Here is a 17,430-nt window from a genome sequence, read left to right on the forward strand (position 1 = left end):
ATGGGCAACGCCGGCAAGGGCGACACTGCGGACTCTCGCGCTCGCCGGCGCCTGCGTCGCCATGCTGGCCGCTTGCGCCAACACGGGCGGGATCGCGCCTGCGGCCACGCCGCTCGACGCCAGCGCGGTCGATCCCGGTGCAGCGCTGCGCGCCACGCAGCAGGATGCCGGCTGGCCACATCGGTCATGGTGGTCGCAGCTGGGTGACCGCAACCTGGATGCGCTGGTGGCACACGCGGTTGCCGGCTCGCCCGACATGCGCATCGCGCAGGCGCGCAGCGAACTGGCGCTGGCGCAGGCAAAGATCGCCGGCGCCGCCATCGAGCCCAATGTGAATGCAGGAGGCGCCTTCGGCCGCACGCGCTTTCCCCGGCTGGCTACGCCGCAGCCGCTCGGCGGGCATACCACCTGGAACAACCATCTCGCCGCCGAACTCTCCTACGACCTGGACCTGTGGGGACGCAACCGCGCAGCCCTGCAAGGCGCGCTGGACAACGTGCAGGCGGCGGCAGCCGATGCGCGCACGGCGCAGCTGAGCCTGGAGACGTCCGTGGTGCGCACATATATCGACCTGGCCTTGCAGTACGCCCTGCTGGACGTCAGCCAGGCCAACCTGGCGCGCCAGACCCGCATCTACGAAATCATTCGCAAGCGGACCAGCCGCGGCCTGGCCAGCGAGCTGGAGCTGAGCCAGGCACGCACGCCGATCCCCGCCCTGGAGGCGCAGGTACAGCAGGCACAACGTGCCATCGCGCTGGTGAAGAACCAGCTCGCGGTACTCAGCGGCGACGGTCCCGGCGCAGGCGACAAGCTGGCGCGCCCTGCCCTGGTCCTGGCGGCTCCGATCGCGGTGCCGGCCTCGCTGCCGGCCGAACTGGTGGGACACCGTCCGGACGTGGTGGCGCAGCGCTGGCGCGTCGAGTCTGCCGCAAAGGGCATCCAGGTCGCCAAGGCGGATTTCTACCCCAACATCAACCTGGTGGCGAGCATCGGCCTGGCCTCGGCGGCGTTCGGCAACTTCTTCACCTTTGTCGACCGGGATGCGATTGGGCACAACGTAGGCGCGGCATTCTCGCTGCCGATCTTCGATGGCGGCCGCAGGCAGGGCAACTACGGCGTTGCTACGCGCAGTTACGACATCGCCGTCGAGAGCTACAACAAAGCCGTACTGGCCGCCTTCCAAGGCGTGGCGGACGCGGTTATCTCTCTGCAATCGCTCACGCGCGAGCAGGCGAGCATCGAACAGGCGCTGCGCTCGGCCCGGCAGTCCTATGCGCTGGCCGATCGCGGCTACCGCGGCGGCTTTACCGACTACCTCAACGTCCTTGCGGCCGAGAACGAGCTGCGGCGCCAGGAGCTGAGCCTGGCGCTGGCGCGCGCAGCCCGCCTGGACGCATGGGCGCGCCTGATGCAGGCGCTGGGTGGCGGCTTCGACGCTGCCGCGGTAGCCGGCGAGCCGTCATGATGCAAGGAGGCACCCGCTATGCCGCGTGAGATCGCATTGGCTTCCATTCTGATGCCGTCGCTGCTGCCGGTGTTCGTCGGCTGCCTGCTGCTGTACCTGCTGGTGGATCGCCTGCTTGTGCGCCTGGGCGTCTACCGGCTGGTGTGGCATCCGGCACTGTTCCGGGTGTCGCTGTTTGTGTCGATCTTCAGCGCCGTCGGACTGGCGCTGTGGCGCTGAGTCAGCCCTGAAGGCGCCGCAGGGTTCAAAAAAAGCGAACAAGGACCATGAAACTGAACGGACCTGCCGTGCTGCGCGTGCTCGGCACCGGCCTGCTGCTAATCGCCGCGATCGTGCTGGGCTACAGCCTCTGGCAGCACTACATGTATTCCCCCTGGACCCGCGACGGCCGCGTGCGGGCGGACGTGGTCAGTATCGCCGCCGATGTCTCGGGCCCGGTGGAGCAGGTGCCGGTTCGGGACAACCAGGAAGTCCGCAAGGGCGACTTGCTGTTCGCACTCGACCCGGAGCGGTTCCGGCAGGCCGTGGCGCAGGCCGAGGCGCAGGTACGCGCGCGCAAGGCCGAGCTTGACATGCGCCATCAGCAGGCGTCGCGGCGCATGAACCTGGACAGCTCCGTGGTGTCGGCGGAAAGCCGCGAAGACATCGGCGCACAGGAGAAGCAGGCAAGGGCCAATTACGACGCCAGCCTGGCGGCGCTGGACACGGCCCGGCTGAACCTGAGCCGCAGCGAGGTGCATGCGCCGGTGGACGGCTATGTGACCAACCTCAACCTGCACGCCGGGGACTACGTGAGCGCCGGTGCAGCGCGCATGGCGCTGATCGACAAGCACTCCTACTGGGTCTACGGATATTTCGAGGAAACCAAGCTGCCGAATGTGCGTGTCGGCGCCAGGGCCGAGGTCAGATTGCTTTCCGGCGGCAAGCCGCTTCCCGGCCGCGTCGAAAGCATCGCGCGCGGCATTGCCGATCGCGACAACCCGACCAGCGCCAACCTGCTGGCCGACGTGAACCCGGTGTTCACATGGATTCGCTTGGCGCAACGTATTCCTGTGCGCATCCGGCTGGACGCCCTGCCCGACGATCTGCCGCTGGCCATGGGCACCACGTGCACCGTCACGATCCTGCCAGAGCCGCAGTAGGACAGCGCTTCCGCGAAACCTCCGCCAGCCGCCCGCCTCAGGCCACAAGCTTCATCCGATAGAACAACTCCATCCTTTCCACCGCATCGCTGCCATCTTCCTGGAAGCGGCGGATGTGCTCGGTCTGCGTATGGTGCGCCTCCTGCGCGGCGGGACTGTCCCAGTGCTCTACGAAGACAAAGCGCCGCGGATCATCCTGTTGCTCGAACATCTCGTAGCGCAGGTTGCCGGCATCGCGGCGGGAAGGCGCCACCACGGCCCGCAGTTTTTCCCGTAGCTCCGCCTCGCGCCCGGGCTTGGCATACAAGACCACCAGCACATAGAAATCGTCCATGGTTCGTGTCCTCTGCACATATGGTGTCAGCAAAGACTAGGCAAATACCACGGCGCAAGCAAGCAGGACACGGAGGGCGCGCGGATCGTTCTATCAGCGCGAACAGCATGTTTGGCAGATGGCTATCACGCTCGCCCCAATGCATGGCTTATGCTGCAAGGGCTCCTTGCGACGGCCGACCGCAGCGCATGCGGGACGGCATCAGAACCGCATTTGCGGTTTGCAGTGTCCGGCAATGCCGGTACCGTCGCCGGGCAGTCGGGCCAGCGTCGCGCACGGTACATGCAGCGCCGGCCCGGGAACGCCGAGTAGCAGAAACCCACCCTTTGTTCTGGAGATAACCATGGCGAGCGAACCCATTCGCGATCCCGCAAACGACCACCTGCTGACTCCGCAGAACGCAGCTTTCGTGATCATCGATTACCAACCGGTCCAGGTGAACTCCATCGCCTCCATGGACCGGCAGTTGCTGATCAATAACATCGTCGGCGCTTCGCGTGCCGCGGTTGCGTACAAGCTGCCGATCGTGCACTCCACGGTCAATGTGAAGACGGGCCTGAACAAGCCGCCAATCCCGCAGCTGCAGAAGGTGCTGGGCGATTTCCCCACCTACGACCGCACCTCGATCAACTCCTGGGAAGACGTGGAGTTCCGCGCGGCAGTGGAGGCGACGGGGCGCAAGAAGCTGATCATGACTGCCCTGTGGACGGAAGCGTGCCTGACCTTCCCGGCGCTGGACGCGCTCAAGGAAGGCTATGAGGTCTATGTCGTGGCCGACGCCGTAGGCGGTACTTCCGTGGCGGCGCACGAGGCCGCGCTGCGCCGCATCGAACAGGCTGGCGGCAAGATGATCAGCGTGGCTCAGCTGTTCTGCGAACTGCAGCGCGACTGGGCCCGCAGCGAGACCGTCCCGGCCTTCATGGATCTCTTCATCCAGACCGGCGGCACGGCTGGCATCCAGTTCTCCTACGACCGCACCTGAAGTTGGGGGCCGGCATGCCCGCCCCCAACTTCATGCACCACGCGCCCCGCGCCACGCGGGGCGCGATTCCTTTGTTCTTTTGCTTAACCCCGCCCCGACCGGAGCCGGCATGGCCGACTACTACCTCCTTTCCGGCCGCCTGTTCATTGCCTTCATGTTTGTGCTGAGCGGCGCCAACAAGCTGATCTTCTTCGCGCACGGCCTGGACGAAGTGCGCTCACGCAGTTTGCCGTTCCCACGCCTGGTGCTGTCGCTGACTATTTTCGTGCAGCTGACTTGCGGCCTGGCCATTGTCGCTGGCTACCAGACCGAGATTGCGGCCTTCCTGCTGGCGGTATTCACGCTGGCTGTTGCAGATCGCTATTTCCGCCAATGGCGGGCACTAATTCCGCCAATGTAGAAATCTGAACGTTAGCTACTCCTGCGCTGACGCTTCCGAACCTCCCAGAGTACCGCGGTGAGGTTGCGACAGATTCGTAGCCTACACGGCGCGAGCGTATTCATTCTATGGCCGGGGACTTGGCAGACAGCCGTGCGCGGATCAAGCCAATCCCGCTTCCAGCGAGGCGAGGAAACGTCGACGGGATTCAGTAACAGGCATTCGAAACAGTATGGGAGCTGATCTCGGTCGGAGACCCACGCCGTTGGCGTTTGAAGCGCCTCCAACCTTTGGATACCAACATGCGTCAAGCACGCGAGGCGGCACAGGGCCTGTTCATTCATCGGAGGGAACAGAAGCCACCCAGCATTGGTCAACGCTGGATACGCACCAAGGTCGCCAATCTGCCACAGCTGCTCAACACTGATCTGGTACCTCGCCGCCAGGCGACCCAGCCAACCGCCAAACGCTTCGTCATCAAATGGCCGCGGAGCAACAGGCCAGGGCCTGACGCCTTCAGGACAGCAACGTCCGTGCTGCATTCTCTATGTGACCCAGATCGATGGCTTCCTTCCCATCCCGGATCGCAAGTTCCGCAGAAACCGTCAAGAGGCGCGACACTTCTCCTGTGAGCCCTCCACTTGCAGTCAGAACCGCGTGTACGATCTCTCGTCGTGCCAGATTCGACGGACGTCGAAGCGGCAAAACCATCTCAAAGGCAGCAAGCAGAGAACGAAATGCCTCCGTCTCCTGCCATCTCGGCACCTCGAGACGGGAGAATCGGCTGACCATCTGGGGATCCGTCTGAAGCGCCATGACGGCGTCCTGGGTTCCAACCAGGACAACAGCGATTTTCAGGTCATTTGCGAGGAACTTCAGCAGATTCAGTGATGCACGCTGCTCTCGATAGTTGCCTGCCAACAAGTGATGGACCTCGTCAACGATCAGCATGCGCGCAGACACTTTTCGAAGCAGTCCGCGGCTCAGATTCTCGAGCGCAGACCGCCTTGCCGCCGCGTTAAAGGGAGCGCCAAGCTCAAAGAGCAATGAAGAATAGAACCGCGGCTGCTCAGGTGTCGGGGGCATCTGCATGGCGACAATTTGTCGCATCTCGACGCCCTTCTCTTCGTCATACTCCGGTGGATGACGACGCTGGAATTTCGCGACAATCTGCGTCTTGCCAATGTTGGAATCACCGTGCAGCAACAGACACGGCATGCGCTCCCGCTGTGGTGTTTGCAAGAGACGCTCGAGAATCTCCAGCACCTGGGTAGCGCGCGGATAGTCTATCCAATGGCTACGTGCCAAGCCTCTAATTCTGACAGCATCGTCGCACTGAGCCAGTTCTCTCGCGGCCGGTAGCAGATGTGATAGCGGCGAGCGCATCGCAATTACAGCAACTCGACATTGAACACAGAGGGCGGCTTGTTGTAATCTACAGCCGGCTCAGATGGCTTGACAAACCCGTTCGCAGGCGCCGATTCTGGCATCTCGCCAAGACCGTGGGGAGCGAGTTCCTTCAGCGCTTCGCCTTTGCGGCTTGCTCCCATTGTTTGCGAACTTGCGCGGGAGACAATCCGACGCTGTTCGTCGATCGCTTCAAATACCCTCGCTTCGGTGACATATTCTTTGCCTTGAGATCGTAAGCTCCGTAACGCACTGCGCTGCTCCCACAGTGACACTCGGCCACGGCGCAAGTCCGCAAACGTCGCTTCGACGTAGTGCTTTCCATCGACACTGACAAAGATTCTGGAGAGATCCTCAGGATGGTACCGTGCTATAACTTTCTGCTTTGTCGCCCGCCAGGCTGCGAATATGGGGTGCCAGTACCGAAGGTAAAACAGCGTTAGACCATCTGACTGCACCGTCCGATAGGTCATTGGCAAGAACTGGATTAGGAAGCGCAAGGGTTCAGGCGCAGCATTGGGAAGCGAGCGTGGAGCCGTCTTCTTAGTCGCCATTGCCCACTCCGAAAACGGAGTGGCTCCCTGCAGCCCGCGGTGCGCATTGTGATGATAGCGCTCGGCAATCTCGAGAACGAGCCATCGCTCAAATTCTCGGATCGTCAAGGAGGCCTCCTTTTCCGGCGGTCTGGCCTTGCGCCCCTTCGGGGACGATCCCGTCGATCCTGGCAGGCTGTGGACACGTTCCATCATGGTCCTCATTAACCGTTCGATATGTCCGCCGAAGTACGGCCTTCCTGCGGGTCGATACATCAACTCGACACCATACTCACGACACCCCGCTCGCAATGCCCTGCTCTTGAGTTCGGCCGCATTGTCGAGGTGAAGTAGTTGTGGAATGCCGTGCATTGGCCAATCAACGCCGACATCGAGGCTGGCGAGCCAGCCATCCTTTGGCAAGACCACGCGTGTCAATAGCAACGCGACTGTTGCCGCGTTGGGGCGGTCCATCCCCACATACACGCCGACGACACATCTTGTCGAAACGTCGAGAGCAATGCTTAGCCATGGCCGACCAATTGGGCGTCGGCATGTATCGTCCACCAGGATCACATCGGCCAATGTATGATCGATCTGCACGATATCCATCGGACAGCGCGCCACAAGATGACCAGGCGGAATCTCCGAGCCGGGCAGAGTTGCTAGGCGAAGCGCTTCCGCTTTTCGATGGGCAGCCCAGCGTCGCGAAATGGTAGACCTGCTTGGCGGACGAACACCGGCCACCGCGCATCGTCTCCGGATTTCGACATCAAGCTCGAAAAGCGGATGAGCAAGATGACGCTGTTGCGGCAGCCAATCGGCAAGTACCTCACTCACGATTTCATCGACATTCGCTGCTAGACGCGACTTTCCCACTTTGGGACCTCGGTCATAAGGTATCAACGCGCTCGCCACAGGGTCTGCGAGGAAGCGCCGGCGCAAGTGATAAACCGTAGCCCAATGGATTCTAAGCAATTTGCCAGCGCTCTCAGCTTGCTTACGCGTAAGCGGAGCCGTCCCAAGCGGACGTAAAACCCTTGCAATCGCCAGTTCGCGCTTCGTTGCAATCGCTCGCACACCTAAAGTTGTGACTCCGATCAATCGACACCGAGACTCGGGAAGTCCCATCAAATCAGGGCACTGCTAGGGCTCTACCTTCCTAGGTGCGTTGCCTTTCCCACGGAAAGTTGTGTTCCGGGGAAGCGATTTCACCTAATGTTGTGTCTAGTTGGAGCGGGATGGAGGGCCGTAGAGTGCGCGCAAGATTACGTCTGCGAGCCCGAACCGTTGCTGCCGATGCGTCAGACGTCGAGATCAACTTGGCGACGTGGCCCGCGGTCGACGATCAAGCCTTGCCGGAGGCTCAGCGTGCCAGCTTCCGCGCACGCGTTTGCGCGGTGCGGCTTTATTTGGATGGCGCTAGCGGTAGGGACATAAGGACCAATGCGGGAATCGGCCGCGCCCAGGTGTACCGCTTGATCACTGAGCGTTGCCTTGCACCGCATCCTGACGGACAAATCTACGGCTGGCGCGGATTGTTGCCGCACGCACGCGTCCGGCCTTACACGCGTACTGCTCCTATTGCAGTGAATCCCTGGGGCGGCGGTGCAGCCGGAGCGCTTCAAGCCGTGTTCCGAAGCGCTGCAGGTCAAGGCCTGGAAGCTGAGTTTCGCCAGCAGATCCTTGGTCATCGAAAGACGCTCGAGTCGACCCGACAACCTCGGGCAGTGCTCTACCGCTGGTTCCTTAACGCGTTGCGGGAACGAGGCTTCGAGCAGCGCGGTGAATGGCCGTTCAACGTTGCGAAGCAAGGTTACAAGGCCATATGCCGTTTCATCGCCGACGTCATCGCGGAGGCGCCGCTACGGACCCGTAGCGCATTACTTGGAGGCCCGGAGGCCCTGCGCAAGACACGCACAGGCGATGGGACACGCCGTCCAGCATTGCGGCTGTTCGAGCGGGTTGAATGCGATGCGCACAAGCTCGACGCGCGGATGGTGATTCTCGTCCCTTCACCCCACGGCGGTCACGAGCCGCGTGTCATTCACCGTCTCTGGGTCGTCGTGCTGATTGAAGTGGCTTCACGCGCGGTTCTCGGCTACAGCTTGTCGCTGCGCCGCGAGTGCGGTGCCGAGGATGTTTTGCGTGCCATACGTTGCGCATTGACACTGTGGACACCGCGAGACATTCTGTTCAGCAACAACGTCTATGCTAAGGGCGCCGGCCTGCCTTCATTTCGGGCTCCACGGTTCGTGGGAGCTTGCTGGGACGAATTCAGCGTCGATGGGGCGCTGGCGAACATTTGCAATCGGGTTGAAGCCGCCCTGCAAGACGTCGTAGGTGCGCGAATATTGAAGCCTCAGGATCCCGCCAGCTTTAGCCACCGGCGTAGCAAAGACGACCGCCCCTTCATCGAGGCATTCTTCCGCTGTCTGGCTGCGGGTGGCTTTCATCGCCTGGCGACCACCACCGGCAACTCACCAGATCAGAAGCGTGGCACCGACCCGGAGAAGACGGCGACGGACACTAACTTCCAATTGGAGTTTGCGCAGGAACTACTCGACGTCCTGATCGCGAACTACAACGCCACACCACATTCCGGCCTTGGGTATCGCAGTCCGCTTGACCAGCTTGAATTATTGGCCGATCAGGAAGATCGACCGTTACCCACGGCGGATCCGATTGCTGTAAGCAAAATGGTGGGTGTGCGCAAGCTCTGTACGCTACTGGGCGGCAGCCATACAGGTAGACGACCCCATTTTTGCTTCGCCAATGCCCGTTACGCCGCAGAGTGGCTTGGCCTGCGCGGGGATCTGCTCGGCAAGAAATTATGGCTGACGATAGAAAACGAGGACGATGCCCGGTTCGCCGCAGTGTCAACGCGAGAAGGACATTTTCTCGGCGTCGTTCGTGCCTCACCTCCGTGGCATCGCACCCCGCACTCCCTTTATGTCAGACAGGCTATTCGCTCCCTCGAACGCAGGCGGTTGCTCTTCCTGTCCAGCGGCTGCGACGCGGTCGAGGCTTTGCTGCAATATGCAGAAGGCTCGCCCGGCAAGCGGCTCCCTCCTCACCCCGCTTATCTGGAGGCACGGCGGATCCTTCAGCAGTATGCCGAACTGGTTGCGGGAGAATCCATGGTCACCTTGGCACGCCAAGCGCTGCCGAGTGAAGTTGCCTCCGATCCCATGCCAGCCGGACCGGCGTCGCCTCTATCCCTGCCTCCGATGCGAAAGGCCCAGCTATGGTAGCGTCTACATACAATCCCCCACCTCCCCTGGCACCGAGTCATGTGCCACGCGACCATCCTATTGTGACAAGTGATTACTCCCTTTATACCGTCGCGATTGAGGAGATGGTGAACACAGTAGCCGGTTGGATCGATGACCAGATCGATGGCGCCACCATTTATGGCCCCTCGCGTTTTGGCAAGTCCAGCGGCGTCAATCACTGGCTACAGCGATTGCTCTCGGAGCGCTGCGGTGGCTATGTGCCGATGGTGGTTTGGAGCCACACCGACCCCGGCGGTTTGTATTCAGTCGGCAGCTTCTATGCGGAATTGCTACAAGCCAGTTCCCATTCGCTGGCGCGATTCGTGAGAAGTCCGCTTGCGCGCCACCATATGTTGCTGGAACGCTGGATCGAACTGGCCAGCCAAGGCGGTGGGCGCTTTCTGGTGCTAGTTATTGATGAAGCCCAGGGTATGTCGCAGCGAGAGTGGTTATGGCTCGTGGAGTTGCACAGTCAACTCGAGAGGCAACGAATTCGATTATGCGTAATCTCGGTGGCCTCGCTCCAGTTTTTTGATGAAGCAATCACCATGGCCTTGTCCGGCGGCGCGCATGCTGCGGCTCGCTTCATGCTGGCCACAAAGGCGTTCGATGGCATTCGTAGTGAGCAGGAACTCGCTTATGTCATGGCCGGCTATGACAGCGGCAGTGAATGGCCTCCGGGGTCAGGCCTGTCATTCACTGCGAGCCTGGTGCCCAATGCCTGGGCTCAGGGATTCCGACTCGCCGACTTCGCGGCTACGCTGATGCAGGCCATGACGGATTGCCTGCCCGCGCGGTACGCAGGCCCCATCAACTTTCCGATGAAGACGGTAACCCACGCGTGCCGCCACGTCTTGTTGCGACTGGCTTCTGGCGCGGACGTCGAGAAGGTGACTTCGCCGACCTCTTGGCGGCAGGTAGTAGAGGCATCAGGACATAGAAGGCTAATGGCAGTGGTGTCAGCCACCGCAGCGCGACAACGCAACGATCGCAGTCCGATACAGACATGACTGAGCCACCGCGTCTGACATGGCATCGCGGCAGCGTCCTTCCCTACGCGTCCTTGTACCACACGCTGCTCCGCGCATGTGAGCTCAATGGGCTCCGGCCGCGCCAGCTTGCTGCCATGACTCAAGCCCGTGATCGGCACGAGGCACCCCAGCCATTCGGGGGGATTGACCGGGAACGGCTCGCGACATTGCTGGGCGAGCCGGCGATGAAGTTTCGGTGGGCAACCGTTGACGATGCACCGGAGTGGTTGCGGCCTGCGCTTTTCGGCTACGACACCAGGATCTGTTCACTTTGCCTGGCAGAGGGTTATCACACCGATTTGTTTGCACTCCGCTTCCTGCAGACCTGCCCTGTCCACGCCGTCCCGCTGCGGTCGCACTGTCGCTGCGGCCGCGCGTTCATGATGATCTTGTCGGATCCGGACGGCCCGCCCGGTAGCTGTCCGTGCGATAGGCTTCGGTTCTTTACCCCAGAGCTGTGTCGCCGCCCGCGAATGACTTCAGCCAGCATGCAAGCCATGGATCAATTGGTCGCGTGGCTCGACGGCATGACATGTCTCGCCCATTCGGAAGCCGTTGCATACCAGTGCTTTTGGACGCAACGACTCGAGCCGGAGGAAATTCTGGCCCTGAGTGAGGCGATGGGACGCCCTTGCCCACCGGGCATACAGCCACATCAAACGAGGGACGCACTGCGCGTCGTGCATGGGCCGAACACAATTTTGCACAATGACAGTTGCCATCAGCAGGCGTTTGCGAACTTGGATCTAACAGAGCAAGCGTCGTCCTACTGGTCCGACGCACCAGCTTTCTCGGTCTACCGCGCCATGGCGCGACACTTTCGACGTCATGTGGCCCGGCGGGCCACCAAGTGGTTGGAGGCTCCGACTGCCGCGATCGCCGCCGAGACGCTGGCGCACCATCCCCAGGCAGCGCTGGTGATCACAGAGGGCCTGTGGGCACGAAGCGTTGAACCTTATGTGTGCCTTCGCCGTTGGCCTTATCGTGCACCACCGGCTGGCGTGTCTGCGGAGTTGAGCGATCAGGTAATGCTACATGCCTCCATCAGCCCCCCGAGTCGGGAATTCTCCGCGACTCACACCTGGATCGCATACCATGCGGCGGCCACCGCGTTGCTCCAGGTGTGGGCATACGCGGACAAGGCTGTCCACGAGATTCTCCTTGGCCGCGGGAATGCGCTGAGGCATGTCGAAATTGACGGTTGCCCGCTTCGTCCGTGGTGGGGTGCGAAGCGACGTTGTGACATCACCCGCTTTGTCGAACCGGTTATTGATTGCGGCGAGGCGTGGGGGAACATGTCGAGGACCAGCAAAGCGGCGCGCCTTTTCGGCGTCGCTCGCCGTCGCCACCGTCGCAGGCGAGCTATCGTTGCGCAATGGCATAGCCAAGGCCCCGGATTAACGTTCTCACGAGAGAGGGGCTGGACAGTCGCAACCACCTTCACCCCCGCCAACGCCGATATTCGCAAGCGACGCCTACTCGGCCAGCAGGATGCCGGCGCGATGTTCTGGATTTACCGGGAAACGGGCGGGGCGTTGGTCGCGCGTCTATGCGACGGACGCGTGCAGGGGATAGGCGAGTCGCCGCGGACAGCCATCAAGGCGCTGCGAATTGCCCTTCTTCGATTGAGGTTCCTTGCCCCGCCCCATTAGCAAGCCACAAATTTAGGTGAAAGTAGATACAACTTCAGGTATGCAAGCGGTCTCAGTCACATTAGGCGATTTACTGAACGGGTGACCCAGGCTGGCGGAATTAGTGGAACCAACGCCCCAAAACGCGTTGCCTACCAGCAACAATGGTAGACGTCACAACGGACGAGAGATCCATTACGGATCAATCAGTTGGATCGAGGTGAATGCTAGCGGATATAGCGGCTACCGCTGGGGGTATTGGCGATCTGCAACACTTGCCGCCGCCACCGCCTGGCTCGCGCGCTATGCCGACAGCGCGGCGACCCTGGCTGCCTACCGACGCGAGGTCGAGCGATTGATTCTGTGGGCGGTGCTGCAGCTCGGCAAGCCACTGTCTTCGCTCACGCACGAGGATCTGCTCGCGTATGAGCGCTTCCTGTCCGACCCGCAACCGGCCGCGCGCTGGGTGCTCGCCGGCAACAAGAAGCTCGCGCGCAACCATCCGGACTGGCGCCCGTTTGCCGGACCGTTGTCGCCCGGCAGCGTGCGCCAGGCGCTGGTGATCCTGAACGCGCTGTTCGCGTGGATGACCGAGGCGGGCTATCTGGCCGGCAACCCGCTCGCCCTCGCCCGCCGCCGGCGCGCGCCCACCCAGGCGCGCATCACCCGTTATCTGAGCCACGAACTGTGGGAGACGGTCAAGGAGACGGTCGCTGGGATGCCGACCGAGACCGTGCGGGAACGGCTGCACGCGGCACGCTGCCGCTGGGTGCTGAGCGTGCTCTATCTGGGCGGGTTACGGGCGTCGGAGCTGACCGCGACCACGATGGGCGCGTTTTTCTGCCGCCGGGATGCCCAGGGCATTGAGCGCTGGTGGCTGGAGGTGACCGGCAAGGGCAGCAAGACCCGACTGGTGCCGGCAACTGACGAATTGATTGCAGAACTAGCGCGCTACCGCCGCGCCCACGAGTTGGCGCCTACCCCGCAGTTCGGGGAGACGCGTCCATTGGTGCTGCCGGTGATTGGAAGCGGCGAGAAAGCGCTGTCACGCGGCGCTTTGCACCTGATCCTGAAAGAGGTGTTTGGCATGGCCGCGGCGCGCCTGCGGGCGCGCGGACCAGAATGGGAGGCGCAAGCCGCAGTGCTGGCCAGCGCCTCGGCGCACTGGCTGCGCCACACCGCGGGTTCGCACATGACCGACCAGCAGGTCGACCTGCGCTTTGTGCGCGACAACTTCGGGCACAGTTCGCTGTCGACGACGAGCGGGTACTTGCACAGCGAAGAAGATGCCCGGCATGAAGCCACGCAGGAGCGGCATCGGATCGGCTGGGGCACCGAGAAATAAGCTTGCAACATGGCGGCTCGAGAGCGAACAATAGCGAAAAGCATTGATGAAAACCCTTCATCATTGCCTAAATGCCGCGACGGCATACCGCCCGCTGCTATCCGAAGGCTTCGAGTAGACAACTTCCATGCCCCGCCATAACTTCAACGACCTGCTGGCATTGATCACTGTCGCGAAGGAGCAAAGCTTCACGCGCGCGGCGGCCAAACTCGGCGTTACACAGTCGGCGCTGAGCCATACCATTCGCAGCCTCGAAGCCAGGCTTGGCGTGCGACTGCTGACCCGGACCACGCGCAGCGTGTCCACGACCGACGCGGGCGAATGGCTGATTCGCTCCCTGGGCCCGAAGTTCGAAGAGATTGAAGCCGACCTGTCCGCGGTGGCGGAACTCGGCGAACGGCCGGCTGGCACGATACGCATCACCGCGGTGGACCATCCGATCGACGCTATCATCTGGCCGCGCCTGGCGAAAGTACTACCGCAATACCCTGAGCTGAACGTCGAACTGACTGTCGACTATGGCCTCACCAATATCGTCGGCGAACGCTACGACATTGGCGTGCGCTTTGGCGACCAGATCGAGAAGGACATGATCGCGGTCCGCATCAGCCCCGATGTGAAAATGGCCATCGTTGGCGCCCCCGCCTACTTCAAGGGCCACGACAAGCCTGCCACGCCGCGTGACCTGCTGGACCAGCGCTGCATCAACCTGCGGCTTGCGACGAGCGGCGGCCTCTATGCCTGGGAACTGGCAAAGGGTGCAAAGAAACTGCAGGCGCGCGTCGAGGGCCAGCTCATTTGCAACAGCGTCAACCAGATGCTGAACGCCGCCCTGGACGGATTCGGGCTGACGTTCCTGCCCTATCCGCTGGTCCAGCCGTATGTGGAGGCCGGCCGCCTCGTCCGTGTCATGGACGACTGGTGCCCGACCTTCCCCGGCTATCACGCGTTCTACCCAAGCCGCCGCCAGTCTTCGCGCGCCTTGAAGATTGTCATCGACGCGATCCGGTATCGCCCCGAAAGCGCACGCCGCTAGGCCTGCGCAAGCTGGTCGCGGATCGGCAGCGAGCGGATCCGCTTGCCCGTGGCCGCAAAAATTGCATTGCACAGCGCAGGCGCCACCGGCGGCACCGGTGGCTCGCCGACGCCGCCTGGCGGCACGTCGAAATCACCGCCGACCAGCCACGTGTGGATGGCACGCGGCGCCATATGCGAGCGCAAGAGCTCGAAGTCGTGGAAATTGCTCTGCTGCACGCGGCCTTGCTGGAACGAGATCTCGCCAAGCATGGCAAGGCTCACGCCCATCACGCAACCGCCCTCCACTTGCGATCGGATGCGCTCCGGGTTGACCTGCGGACCACAGTCGATTGCCATATCGACACGCGGGATCGAGAGCTGGCCTTTGGCATCGACGGCGACTTCGACGACGGTCGCCACATACGTGACGAAGCTGTATGCCATGGCGATACCCAGGCCATGGCCTTTCGGCAGCTTGCGACCCCAGCCGGCCCGCCGCGCGGCTTCCTCGATCACCCGCCGCATGCGGCCGGTGTCGAGTGGATACAGGTCCGGCGATTCGCTGTAGTTCCAGTTGTCAGATAGGGTCGCAGGATCGATCTTCCGCGGCGGCCCGATCAGCTCCAGCAAGTAGTCTTTCGGGTCCCTGCCGGCCTGGTGCGCGAGTTCGGCGACAAAGCTCTGCACGGCAAAGGCGTGCGGAATGTTTGACACCGAACGGAACCAGCCGATGCGCGTGTGCGCCGGCACATCGGCCGACTCCAGCCGGATCGACGGGATCTGGAACGGGATGTTGATGGCCGTCATCGCCGCCTCGAACGCGGCCTTGCCTTGCGCGCCGACCCTGAACGTGGAGGCGATGGTGGGGGCGGCGGACCGGTGAAGCCATGCTGCAGGCTTGCCCCTGGCATCCAGCACCGACTCCATGCGCTCGACCGATACCGTGTGGTAGTAGTCATGACGGATATCATCGTCACGCGTCCATTGCAGCTTGACTGGCGTACCACCCATCGCCTTGGAAACAAGCGCCGCTTCGGAGATGAAGTCTGCCATCGACTTGCGGCCGAACCCGCCGCCCAGCAACGTCAGGTGCAAGGTCACATCCTTCGCCTCGAGCCCGACATGCTTGGCCACGCTTTCCAGGGCGCCCTGCGGCGCCTGCGACGGCGCCCAGATCTCGCATTTGCCATCGACGAAGCGCGCCGTGGCCACCGGTGTTTCCATCGACGCGTGGGCTAGATGGGGGATGTAGTACTCGGCCGAAACCTTGCGCCGGCCGTTGGTAGACGATAGCGCTGCCACGGCATCGCCATTGTTGCGCAACGCCTTGCCGGGCTGGCGCGCCGCCGTCTCCAGGGTACGCCGGAACGCGCCAGATTCGTAGCCTGCGTTCGCGCCATCATCCCATTCGAGCTTGAGCGCGGCGCGCCCCCGCATTGCCGCCCAGGTATTCGTCGCCACCACGGCAACGCCCCCAACGGGGTTGAACAGCGGCGGACCGTCGTAGCCCTTCAGTTCGACGACGCGCAACACGCCGGGTACTTTCATGGCGTCGGCGCTGTCGACCTTGCGCAGCTTGCCGCCGTACACGGGCGGCCGCGCCATGACAGCGTAGACCATGCCGGGGAGCCGTACGTCGATGCCGTAGGTGGCCTTGCCCTGCGCAATATCGCGGCTGTCGGTCGGTACGATCTTGCCCTTGCCGATATAGCGGAACGCGTCGGGCTGCTTGAGCCGGAGTTGGCTGGGCTGCGGCACCGGCTGCCGCATGGCGGCTTCAGCCAATTCACCGTAGCCGAGCCGACGGCCCGTTGGCAGATGAATGACTTCGTGGTTGCGCGCCCGCACCTCGGTCGCCGGCACTTTCCACTGGCCGGCGGCGGCGGCTTCGAGCATTTGGCGCGCCGACGCGCCCACGCGGCGCATCGGCGCCAGAAAATGCCGCATGCTGCGCGAACCGTCCACGTTCTGGCTGCCATAGCGTGCCTCGTTCGCGTCGGCCTGCACGATCTTAACGCGGCGCCAGTCGGCTTCCATCTCGTCTGCCACCACCATCGGCAGGCTGGTCCGCACGCCGGTGCCCATCTCGGCGCGATGCGCGACGATCGTCACGGTGCCGTCGCGCGCGAGCGACACGAAGACCAGCGGGTTGTCCACCACGCCGCCCGGCATCGAGGCGGCGCCGTACTTCTTCTCCCCTTCAGCGGCATCGGCCTTTGCGATCAGGCCGCCGAACTGAACAGACAACGCAAACGCCGCGCCGGCCTGCAAAAGACGGCGGCGAGCCGGTTGCGCCAACAGCTGAATATCGGTGCGCGTCATGCCCTGGCCCCCGACTTGTTGCCCTGGAGCCGTGACGATGCCAGCCGCACGGCGGCATTGATGCGGGTATAGGTACCGCATCGGCAGAGATTGCCGCTCATCGCGGCGACGATCTGCGCGTCGGTCGGCTTTGGATTGCTTTTCAGCAACGCGGTGGCCGTCATGATCTGGCCCGCCTGGCAGTAGCCGCACTGCGCCACGCCGAGCTCTACCCACGCGTCCTGCACGGCCTTGCCTACGCGATCGGCATCCATCGCTTCGATCGTGCGCACGGCCTTGCCGCCCACCGCGGAAATCGGCGTCACACAGGAGCGCACCGCCTGTCCGTCGACGTGGACGGTACAGGCGCCGCACAGCGCCATGCCACATCCGAATTTCGTGCCCGTGAAGCCCAACGCATCACGGAGCGTCCACAGCAATGGGGTATCGGGGGACAGGTCGACATCATGAACCTGACCATTGATCTTGAGCGATGTCATCGGCAATTACGTGGCTGAAGTTCGCGGGATGGTAGCGGAAAAGCGCGGCCCGATTAATGTGCCGGTCCTGCATACGCTTATGAATCCT

At 62.7% G+C, this 17,430-nt stretch carries 16 protein-coding genes; 10 read left to right on the forward strand and 6 right to left on the reverse strand.

All coding sequences use genetic code 11. From position 1 onward, the window contains the following. The first annotated feature begins 61 nt into the window (after positions 1-61). Genes ACAD63_RS33520 through ACAD63_RS33530 form a run of 3 tightly spaced genes read left to right on the forward strand, consistent with a single transcriptional unit; the run spans position 62 to position 2,607 of the window. Positions 62-1,465, forward strand: a complete 1,404-nt coding sequence (locus ACAD63_RS33520) for an efflux transporter outer membrane subunit (RefSeq protein ID WP_434035013.1) — start codon at positions 62-64, stop codon at positions 1,463-1,465. Between the two features lie 18 nt (positions 1,466-1,483). Continuing rightward, positions 1,484-1,684 (forward strand): DUF1656 domain-containing protein, encoded by a 201-nt coding sequence (locus ACAD63_RS33525; RefSeq protein ID WP_434035014.1) that lies wholly within the window; start codon positions 1,484-1,486, stop codon positions 1,682-1,684. Between the two features lie 47 nt (positions 1,685-1,731). Then, the gene (locus ACAD63_RS33530; RefSeq protein ID WP_434035015.1) at positions 1,732-2,607 is read left to right on the forward strand and encodes an efflux RND transporter periplasmic adaptor subunit; all 876 of its coding nucleotides are present in this window, start codon (positions 1,732-1,734) and stop codon (positions 2,605-2,607) included. Between the two features lie 37 nt (positions 2,608-2,644). On the opposite strand, the gene ACAD63_RS33535 is transcribed toward ACAD63_RS33530, so the two are convergent. Then, positions 2,645-2,941 (reverse strand): putative quinol monooxygenase, encoded by a 297-nt coding sequence (locus tag ACAD63_RS33535; RefSeq protein WP_434035016.1) that lies wholly within the window; start codon positions 2,939-2,941, stop codon positions 2,645-2,647. Between the two features lie 343 nt (positions 2,942-3,284). On the opposite strand from ACAD63_RS33535, the gene ACAD63_RS33540 reads away from it, so the two are divergent. Both ACAD63_RS33540 and ACAD63_RS33545 read left to right on the forward strand, forming a co-directional pair. Beyond that, entirely contained in the window at positions 3,285-3,923 is a 639-nt protein-coding gene (locus ACAD63_RS33540; RefSeq protein ID WP_434035017.1) for a hydrolase, read from the forward strand. Positions 3,924-4,032: 109 nt separating this feature from the next. Next, a complete protein-coding gene (locus tag ACAD63_RS33545; protein WP_434035018.1) occupies positions 4,033-4,323 on the forward strand; it encodes a DoxX family protein in 291 nt (96 codons plus the stop codon). An 11-nt stretch (positions 4,324-4,334) separates the two neighbouring features. Here the strand turns inward: ACAD63_RS33545 and ACAD63_RS33550 are convergent, their stop codons facing one another. The 3 genes from ACAD63_RS33550 to ACAD63_RS33560 are packed head-to-tail and all read right to left on the reverse strand — an operon-like array spanning position 4,335 to position 7,082. Further along, the gene (locus ACAD63_RS33550) at positions 4,335-4,844 is read right to left on the reverse strand and encodes a TniQ family protein (RefSeq protein ID WP_434035019.1); all 510 of its coding nucleotides are present in this window, start codon (positions 4,842-4,844) and stop codon (positions 4,335-4,337) included. Then, positions 4,819-5,688: a TniB family NTP-binding protein gene (locus ACAD63_RS33555; protein WP_434035020.1), complete on the reverse strand. Its 870-nt coding sequence runs from the start codon at positions 5,686-5,688 to the stop codon at positions 4,819-4,821. The genes ACAD63_RS33550 and ACAD63_RS33555 overlap by 26 nt, the downstream gene beginning before the upstream one ends. 5 nt (positions 5,689-5,693) lie before the next feature. Beyond that, the gene (locus ACAD63_RS33560; protein ID WP_434035021.1) at positions 5,694-7,082 is read right to left on the reverse strand and encodes a Mu transposase C-terminal domain-containing protein; all 1,389 of its coding nucleotides are present in this window, start codon (positions 7,080-7,082) and stop codon (positions 5,694-5,696) included. A 482-nt stretch (positions 7,083-7,564) separates the two neighbouring features. On the opposite strand from ACAD63_RS33560, the gene ACAD63_RS33565 reads away from it, so the two are divergent. The 5 genes from ACAD63_RS33565 (at position 7,565) to ACAD63_RS33585 (ending at position 14,560) form a co-directional block, all read left to right on the forward strand. Beyond that, positions 7,565-9,496 (forward strand): hypothetical protein, encoded by a 1,932-nt coding sequence (locus ACAD63_RS33565; RefSeq protein ID WP_434035022.1) that lies wholly within the window; start codon positions 7,565-7,567, stop codon positions 9,494-9,496. Between the two features lie 41 nt (positions 9,497-9,537). After that, positions 9,538-10,527 carry an ATP-binding protein gene (locus ACAD63_RS33570; RefSeq protein ID WP_434035023.1) on the forward strand — a complete coding sequence of 330 codons (990 nt, stop codon included), beginning with the start codon at positions 9,538-9,540 and terminating at the stop codon, positions 10,525-10,527. Positions 10,528-10,643: 116 nt separating this feature from the next. Further along, a complete protein-coding gene (locus ACAD63_RS33575; RefSeq protein WP_434035024.1) occupies positions 10,644-12,200 on the forward strand; it encodes a hypothetical protein in 1,557 nt (518 codons plus the stop codon). A gap of 199 nt (positions 12,201-12,399) precedes the next feature. Further along, a complete protein-coding gene (locus ACAD63_RS33580; RefSeq protein WP_434035025.1) occupies positions 12,400-13,524 on the forward strand; it encodes a tyrosine-type recombinase/integrase in 1,125 nt (374 codons plus the stop codon). A gap of 127 nt (positions 13,525-13,651) precedes the next feature. After that, positions 13,652-14,560: a LysR family transcriptional regulator gene (locus ACAD63_RS33585; RefSeq protein WP_434035026.1), complete on the forward strand. Its 909-nt coding sequence runs from the start codon at positions 13,652-13,654 to the stop codon at positions 14,558-14,560. On the opposite strand, the gene ACAD63_RS33590 is transcribed toward ACAD63_RS33585, so the two are convergent. Both ACAD63_RS33590 and ACAD63_RS33595 read right to left on the reverse strand, forming a co-directional pair. Beyond that, on the reverse strand, positions 14,557-16,863 hold the full coding sequence (locus ACAD63_RS33590) for a xanthine dehydrogenase family protein molybdopterin-binding subunit (RefSeq protein ID WP_135706792.1): 2,307 nt from the start codon (positions 16,861-16,863) through the stop codon (positions 14,557-14,559). The genes ACAD63_RS33585 and ACAD63_RS33590 overlap by 4 nt on opposite strands. Continuing rightward, positions 16,860-17,342, reverse strand: a complete 483-nt coding sequence (locus ACAD63_RS33595; protein ID WP_135706793.1) for a (2Fe-2S)-binding protein — start codon at positions 17,340-17,342, stop codon at positions 16,860-16,862. Before ACAD63_RS33595 ends, ACAD63_RS33590 begins: the two co-directional genes overlap by 4 nt. Between the last annotated feature and the right edge of the window lie 88 nt (positions 17,343-17,430).

Origin of the sequence: Cupriavidus sp. a3, assembly GCF_051015765.1 — a bacterium.
Lineage (GTDB): Bacteria > Pseudomonadota > Gammaproteobacteria > Burkholderiales > Burkholderiaceae > Cupriavidus > Cupriavidus oxalaticus_A.

Bases quoted from the DNA above. Each gene is read 5' to 3' on its own strand.
- ACAD63_RS33550 (WP_434035019.1), bottom strand. From the start codon at position 4,844: ATGCAGCACGGACGTTGCTGTCCTGAAGGCGTCAGGCCCTGGCCTGTT.
- ACAD63_RS33585 (WP_434035026.1), top strand. From the start codon at position 13,652: ATGCCCCGCCATAACTTCAACGACCTGCTGGCATTGATCACTGTCGCG.
- ACAD63_RS33530 (WP_434035015.1), top strand. From the start codon at position 1,732: ATGAAACTGAACGGACCTGCCGTGCTGCGCGTGCTCGGCACCGGCCTG.
- ACAD63_RS33595 (WP_135706793.1), bottom strand. From the start codon at position 17,342: ATGACATCGCTCAAGATCAATGGTCAGGTTCATGATGTCGACCTGTCC.
- ACAD63_RS33540 (WP_434035017.1), top strand. From the start codon at position 3,285: ATGGCGAGCGAACCCATTCGCGATCCCGCAAACGACCACCTGCTGACT.
- ACAD63_RS33555 (WP_434035020.1), bottom strand. From the start codon at position 5,688: ATGCGCTCGCCGCTATCACATCTGCTACCGGCCGCGAGAGAACTGGCT.
- ACAD63_RS33590 (WP_135706792.1), bottom strand. From the start codon at position 16,863: ATGACGCGCACCGATATTCAGCTGTTGGCGCAACCGGCTCGCCGCCGT.
- ACAD63_RS33575 (WP_434035024.1), top strand. From the start codon at position 10,644: ATGACTCAAGCCCGTGATCGGCACGAGGCACCCCAGCCATTCGGGGGG.
- ACAD63_RS33545 (WP_434035018.1), top strand. From the start codon at position 4,033: ATGGCCGACTACTACCTCCTTTCCGGCCGCCTGTTCATTGCCTTCATG.
- ACAD63_RS33535 (WP_434035016.1), bottom strand. From the start codon at position 2,941: ATGGACGATTTCTATGTGCTGGTGGTCTTGTATGCCAAGCCCGGGCGC.
- ACAD63_RS33525 (WP_434035014.1), top strand. From the start codon at position 1,484: ATGCCGCGTGAGATCGCATTGGCTTCCATTCTGATGCCGTCGCTGCTG.
- ACAD63_RS33520 (WP_434035013.1), top strand. From the start codon at position 62: ATGCTGGCCGCTTGCGCCAACACGGGCGGGATCGCGCCTGCGGCCACG.